The 6,200-nt window shown below is 44.8% G+C and carries 9 protein-coding genes; 6 read left to right on the plus strand and 3 right to left on the minus strand.

The annotated features are described in order from the left end of the window. The first annotated feature begins 30 nt into the window (after positions 1 to 30). The 5 genes from ABW391_RS19660 to ABW391_RS19680 all read left to right on the plus strand — a co-directional run bounded on the left by ABW391_RS19660 (position 31) and on the right by ABW391_RS19680 (position 3,511). Positions 31 to 1,290 carry a S41 family peptidase gene (locus ABW391_RS19660; protein ID WP_353483615.1) on the plus strand — a complete coding sequence of 420 codons (1,260 nt, stop codon included), beginning with the start codon at positions 31 to 33 and terminating at the stop codon, positions 1,288 to 1,290. A gap of 86 nt (positions 1,291 to 1,376) precedes the next feature. Beyond that, entirely contained in the window at positions 1,377 to 1,559 is a 183-nt protein-coding gene (locus ABW391_RS19665) for an SRPBCC family protein (protein ID WP_353483616.1), read from the plus strand. A gap of 16 nt (positions 1,560 to 1,575) precedes the next feature. After that, positions 1,576 to 2,016 carry a DUF5990 family protein gene (locus tag ABW391_RS19670; RefSeq protein WP_353483617.1) on the plus strand — a complete coding sequence of 147 codons (441 nt, stop codon included), beginning with the start codon at positions 1,576 to 1,578 and terminating at the stop codon, positions 2,014 to 2,016. A gap of 123 nt (positions 2,017 to 2,139) precedes the next feature. Then, a complete protein-coding gene (locus tag ABW391_RS19675; RefSeq protein WP_353483618.1) occupies positions 2,140 to 2,730 on the plus strand; it encodes a Riean_0653 family protein in 591 nt (196 codons plus the stop codon). Positions 2,731 to 2,824: 94 nt separating this feature from the next. Next, positions 2,825 to 3,511, plus strand: a complete 687-nt coding sequence (locus ABW391_RS19680) for a DNA alkylation repair protein (protein WP_353483619.1) — start codon at positions 2,825 to 2,827, stop codon at positions 3,509 to 3,511. Positions 3,512 to 3,519: 8 nt separating this feature from the next. Here ABW391_RS19680 and ABW391_RS19685 read toward each other — a convergent pair whose 3' ends face one another. Continuing rightward, positions 3,520 to 4,242 carry a class I SAM-dependent DNA methyltransferase gene (locus ABW391_RS19685; RefSeq protein WP_353483620.1) on the minus strand — a complete coding sequence of 241 codons (723 nt, stop codon included), beginning with the start codon at positions 4,240 to 4,242 and terminating at the stop codon, positions 3,520 to 3,522. Positions 4,243 to 4,384: 142 nt separating this feature from the next. On the opposite strand from ABW391_RS19685, the gene ABW391_RS19690 reads away from it, so the two are divergent. Continuing rightward, a complete protein-coding gene (locus tag ABW391_RS19690; RefSeq protein WP_353483621.1) occupies positions 4,385 to 5,680 on the plus strand; it encodes an amino acid permease in 1,296 nt (431 codons plus the stop codon). Here the strand turns inward: ABW391_RS19690 and ABW391_RS19695 are convergent. Together ABW391_RS19695 and ABW391_RS19700 are read right to left on the minus strand one after the other, a co-directional pair. Continuing rightward, positions 5,677 to 6,021 (minus strand): XisI protein, encoded by a 345-nt coding sequence (locus ABW391_RS19695; protein ID WP_353483622.1) that lies wholly within the window; start codon positions 6,019 to 6,021, stop codon positions 5,677 to 5,679. The genes ABW391_RS19690 and ABW391_RS19695 overlap by 4 nt on opposite strands. Further along, the coding region (locus tag ABW391_RS19700) for an element excision factor XisH family protein (RefSeq protein ID WP_353483623.1) at positions 6,009 to 6,200 on the minus strand (192 nt) is incomplete at its 5' end. The genes ABW391_RS19695 and ABW391_RS19700, both read right to left, overlap by 13 nt.

Raw genomic sequence — 6,200 nt, forward strand, 5'->3', positions numbered from 1 at the left:
ATCAACAATCCAAATAATTTCCACCAGAACATGAAACTATTATTAGCGCTGACAATCATTTTTTTGACTTTGGGGTTACAAGCACAGACCGATCCGTATTTGACGGACTTGAGTGCATTAAAAGCCATCCTACAAAAGACCCCTTCTTACAAATCACAAATAAAGGGCAAACAATTGGCCCTCTACAAGGACTTGTATGATCGCTTGGTTGCAGACACATCAAGCAAGGTAAATAGCTACAAATATTTCTACAACCTGGCACAACTGATTTTCCCCTTGAAGGACAATCACCTGGGGTTTTACCAAATTCCTGATTTTGAAAATTTCAAAGACCAGGAGCGCATTGAGCAATTCATTACTACAAAAGAATTCTTGGATTACCCCCAATTCGCGGGTAACCTGGACTCTTTAAAATCAGCATTAACCGCAAAACCTGCTGAATCGATTGAAGGTATTTTTTATTATGGTCAATTTTATTCAGTTGGACTTTTTAAGAGCGGCAATAAGGAATACATCGGCGTGGTACTGGAATCAGCAGTTTCCTTATGGCAAAAAGGGCAGGTTGCCATACATCTTTACGAATATGCCCCGAACTTGTTCAAAGCCATATACGGACACCCGCTTACCAAAAACTTTATACTTCATCCAGTTGAAAAATATCAAAATCAGGCATTGCTTAACTCTTACTTTTATAACTCGTATGCTCAAAGTATTTATGCTAAACAATTGCCGCAAGTTGATTGGGTCAACCTGCCTAAAAATACACCAAAGTTTGAGCTTAGACAAGTAGCTGACGACATCCAATACCTAGCGGTAAGGACTTTTCAGGCTGATCTTTCGAACGCAGAAAAGTCGGCAGTTTTCCTTGATTCAGTCAAAAATTCACTGACTGCCGCAAATCTCATTTTAGACCTGAGAAACAGTGAAGGTGGTGCGAAGAAAATGGCAAGAAAATACGTTCAGCTCATCAGAGAATACACTAAAAAAGGCAATGTTTTTATTTTGATCAACAATGGAACGGTAAGCCAGGCAGAAATACTCACCTTGCGCTTGAAAAAATTTAAAAATACCAGGACTCTTGGGCAAACAACCAAAGGGATGTTGAGCTACGGAAGCAATTACGGAAAACGGGAAAAATTGCCCAGTCAACATTTTGAAATTTATGTAACGGATATGAAAGGCCCAGCAAGGCTGTTGAATTATGAAGACATTGGGATCGACCCGGATATTTTCCTGGATGAACATTCTAATTGGATTGAACAGGCAATCAAAATCATCCGGAAGTTGTAAAATTGTGCAACTTGGGTATAAATTATACTGGTCAAGACGCAGTAACTTCACACTCCCCTATTGGGTACTACTCTAAAACCAACAACATGGCAACCAACATTTCAACGATTACTATCAATGCCTCCCTTCAAAAAGTTTGGGACACGGTTACCAGACCTGAATGGGTAAAGCTTTGGCATTATGGCAGCAATTTGATTACCACCTGGGAAATCGGTAGTGACATCAAATTCAGCACCGCATGGGAAGACAGCTCACGGGCAGCACTCTGACTTTAATACCCATAAAATGAATCAAGAATTATCCATCAGAATTATTTTGGAAAGTCCTCCCCCGGGAGTCGACTTTGGCATTCAAAAAGGCAGTGGAAACAAATACGAAACGATTCTAAAGCAAAGATCTGGTAAGGAGGATTTATGCTTTGAGTTTAAAATTTCAGTAAAAGAAAACCGAGACGCTTTGTATAATTTCACCGGACCCTATGTTCAAGGACCATCGAGTGAACGTTTCATTTATGTTGACATTGGAACGGCTGCGGGTCAATTCGATTCGGTCTGGACTCGACGCTTGAAAATCCCTTTGAGGGGTATTTCAGTCGAAACAATCCAACAACTATTTACGGATGCTTCCCTTGTGCTGGAAACGAAAGTTCCAGGAACAGCCAAAGACGGCGGCCCAAATTGCGCGACTGTAAAACCTTTTTCTGGCTGGCATTTGAGTCCAAATTAAACCTCGCTGGCACAAGTATTGCATAGCAGAGGGCTGCTCAAGACTTATACCAGCGGCCATCTTCCAACAGCCATTTTCCAACCTATCCTGGCTCAAAGCAGTCTATGTGGAATAAAACTGTTTATGAAAAATGGCCTAGCTCTTTTTTTCGCATTACCCTTGCTATTCAGCTCCTGTATAAAAGACGATACCGGGCTTACCCTGGCGCTTCCGGCAAAGACGCAATCAGGGCAACACACTTTTGGATGCCTTTTAAACACCGCGGTTTGGATCAATTATGGAAAGGTTTGTTTTCCATTCGCGGGTGGCTGTCGGGAAAACTTGCACGGCAGGTATTATACCAGCGACGGCGACATTTCCATCACGGCAGATAAGGTTTTGTATAAAAATAATGTCTGGAACACCCAGGAAAACATCGGAATGGATCTGAGCACCAACTTTCGAGGTGCAGGAACCTATAGTACACTTACGAATGACATCATTGGTGTGGCTTATTCGTTCTCCGAAATCCGGCAGCCCGATAAAACCTATTTGCTTTCAGCAAGCAATCCGGTTTTTACGATTGTCATTACCAGAATTGACCTACTCTCAAAAACAATGTCTGGCGAGTTTTCAGGCAAATTATTCCGAAGAATCAGCGAAGCGTCTTCTGCTACCTCAACTACTGATTCTATTGTGCTAACGGAGGGTAGATTTGATATCAGGCTCAAATAACGAGGGTGCAGGGTCAATTCATTCCTGCCGAAGTTTACACAGATTTCACGTAAAAAAAGCTGTGATTTAATCTTTTATTGCTAATATCATCCCCATGTTTGAAGTAGAAACTTACATCCGGGAGCTGGAAAATGTATACCGTAAGCAAGGCAATCCGATTTTTGCCGAAGGCGCTTCCAGGTACATGAAGTACCACTTTCCCTTTTTTGGGGTCAAAACGCCATTGCGGCGCGAGCTGGCAGCAGCTTTTGTAAAAACGCAAGGCTTGCCCGAAGGCGAAGACCTCAAAGCATTGTGTCGGGCTTGTTTTGATTCCGAATACCGCGACATTCATTATTTTGTGGGCGATGCCTTGCGCAACAAGATCAAGACAATGGATGTCTCCTTTCTACCGGTTTTTGAAGAACTGATCGGCATCAACTCCTGGTGGGATTCGGTTGATTTTTTGGCCCCAAAGTTTGCCGGAGGCCTGTTGCTGCGTTTTCCCGAGCAAATCCCCTTGTACATGGATCGCTGGATTGAAAGCGACAATTTCTGGTACCAACGGGCAGCGATCATTTACCAATTGGGATACAAACAAAAAACGGATGCCCAGCGCTTGTTTGCCAACGTGTTGCGCCGCGCCGATAGCAAGGAATTTTTTGTACAAAAAGGAGCAGGTTGGGCACTGCGGGAATACGCCAAAGTGAACCCCGTGGCCGTCCAGGATTTTGTGGAAAGCAATAAGTTGCCCGCGCTTACGGCACGCGAAGCCCTGCGGATCATTAAAGCCAATGGGTAATTCCCGGTTTACCCCCTGGCAATCACCACTTTGGTCTCAAAAGCATACACCGGTCTGCTCAACACTGCTTCAACTCTAAAGCCTGCCAAATTCAAAAACAGCTCCATTTCATCGGGGGTGAAAGCCCTTAATTCTGCCACATCTTCGCCAATGGGTGTATTTTCCTGATAGAATTTTGAAGTCCAGACCCAGCACCAATTGTGGGCGATGCTCAGGGCGTATTGACTTTCGCGCTTGATTTTTCCAAGGGGGGTATCTACTTCGTGCAGGATGGTTTTTCCTTCTTCGATTTGGGGGATGAAACTCCGGGCATCGATGTAGTCAAAAATCAACAAACCGCCAGGATTCAGGATCTTTTTGATGCTTTGAAAAGCTTGGATCAAATCCTCGTTGTGCAGCAAATACGCAGTACTGCGGGCAGTAATGATGGCTGCGTCAAAGCGATCGGGCAACTGGATGTTGCGCATGTCCTGCTGGTGCAGCAAATTCTCAGGGACATTTTCACGGGCAAAAGCCAGCATTTCTGCGCTGATGTCTAGTCCCTGGTAGTCAAATCCAGCTTCGAGGAAGCGTTTTCCCAATTGACCTGTTCCGCAGCCAATTTCCAGCACCGATTGGCAGTGGTGCTGGGTCAATAATGTTTGATAGTAGCTGTATTCTTCAGCATAATCGATCAATCCCTGGTACATCAGGTGGTACAATTCTGCGAATTCGGTGTAAAGTTTGGTCATGATTGTGGTATGAGTGTGTTCGGAAAATTGATGCCTCCACGCCTTAACAAAGAAACAGCTAAATTAGTCCCCTGAAAACTAATTTCATGAAAGCTTCCTTTGATAAGGCTCCAATACTTAACTTTCGTTAAACTGGGATCATTTGAAACAAGCACAAATTGAATTTTGGCCTGCGGCGGCATTGGTAGCAGGCAACATGATTGGATCGGGCATTTTTTTGCTTCCGGCTACCCTGGCTGTTTTTGGGCAACTCAGTCTGCTGGGCTGGTTGGTTTCTGGTACGGGAGCGCTGCTTTTGGCCTATACTTTTGCCCGCTTGAGCCGTTTGATCACCACCAACGGTGGCCCTTATGCCTACACGCGCTGGGCTTTTGGCGATTTTAGCGCATTTGTGGTGGCTTGGGGGTACTGGATTTCGCTCTGGACGGGCAATGCGGCCATCGCCATTGCTTTTGTAGCCAATCTTACGCCTTTTTTTCCGGGCTTGCGCACGAATTCCAATTTGTCGTTGCTGGTTTGTTTGTCTTCTATTTGGGTTGCCACTGCCATCAATCTGCGGGGAGTGCGCGAGGCAGCTCAATTCCAATTGATCACTACCGCTTTGCGCCTGTTGCCTATTTTATTGTTGTCTACCTGGGGTTTTTACTTTTTCAAGTGGGAAAACTGGGCAGTAGACCCTGGGCAATTTTCCCTGTCTGATGTGGCTTTACAAGCAGCAGCGCTTACTTTTTGGTCCTTTTTGGGCATAGAATCGGCTACCATCCCTGCCACTTCCATCCGCAATCCCGAACGCAACATCAGTCGGGCCACCTGGTGGGGAACGGTTTTTTCGGTGCTGGTTTTTGTAGCATCCTGTTCAGCGGTGATGGGGATACTGTCGCATGGGCAATTGCTCGAATCTGCAGCACCTTTTGCGGATGCTGCTCAATTGATTTGGGGGCGGGTGGGATATTACGCCGTAGCCGCCGCCGCCGCTCTGGCTTGCCTGGGTGCATTGAATGGCTGGATATTGTTGCAGGGGCAAATCCCGGATGCCGTGGCCAAAGACGGCTTGTTTCCGCCATTTTTTGGTAAAGAGAACCGCCGAGGCGCTCCAGCTAATGCCTTGATTTTATCCAGCATTTTAATGACCGGAATGGTATTGCTGAACTACACCGATTCGTTGCAAGAGCAGTTCAAAAAAATGATCTTGTTGGCTACTCTGGCCAATTTGATTCCTTATGTGTTTAGTGCCTTGGCCGAATGGGTCTGGTTGCTCAGGCAAGGTCAATTTCGATGGGCATTGCATTGGGGGCTGACGATCCGGTCGGTGCTGACTTTTGCTTTTGCCATGGCCGCAATTTTGGGTACGGGATGGCATACGATCAGGAGCGGGTTGATTTTGCTGGTGTTGGGGATGCCGGTTTATTGGTGGTTGAAGGGAAAGGTGAAGGTCTAGGACAAAGCAAATTCCCCAACCCATTCTCGTTCAATTGGTGATTTAAAGCCTAAAACAATGTCTTCTTTTGGAATCCCTCGGTTGAATAATTCGTATGCCAAAGATAGATCAGTACCATCATGTTGAAGCCAGACTTTCCCCTCAGGCTTTACGTCAATGTGGACAAAACTACCATAATGCCAATCTTTGTTGTGCCAACCAACCGAAAAGAGGAGATAATGTCCTTTCTCATCATCAATAATAATTTCAGTATCAACTCCTTTGAGGAATGGATCTGCAATTCCGCCTATTTCTTCCACCAGCTTTCGGACGATTTGTTTGTATTGAATTACTTTATCCATTTGACGATTATTGGGTTTTCTTCATCATATACTAGAGAACTAACCCCAGCATAATCTAAAAGTTCTATAAAAAAAACATCATCAAAAAAACGATTGAAAAAGATGTTTGGAATCGCTAAAAATAGCTTTCGATCAGGTTCTTGGCTTCTTAAAGCAAATCCATACCTGGTAAATTGACC

The organism is Haliscomenobacter sp. (assembly GCF_040403615.1).
In the GTDB taxonomy this organism is placed as follows: domain Bacteria; phylum Bacteroidota; class Bacteroidia; order Chitinophagales; family Saprospiraceae; genus Haliscomenobacter.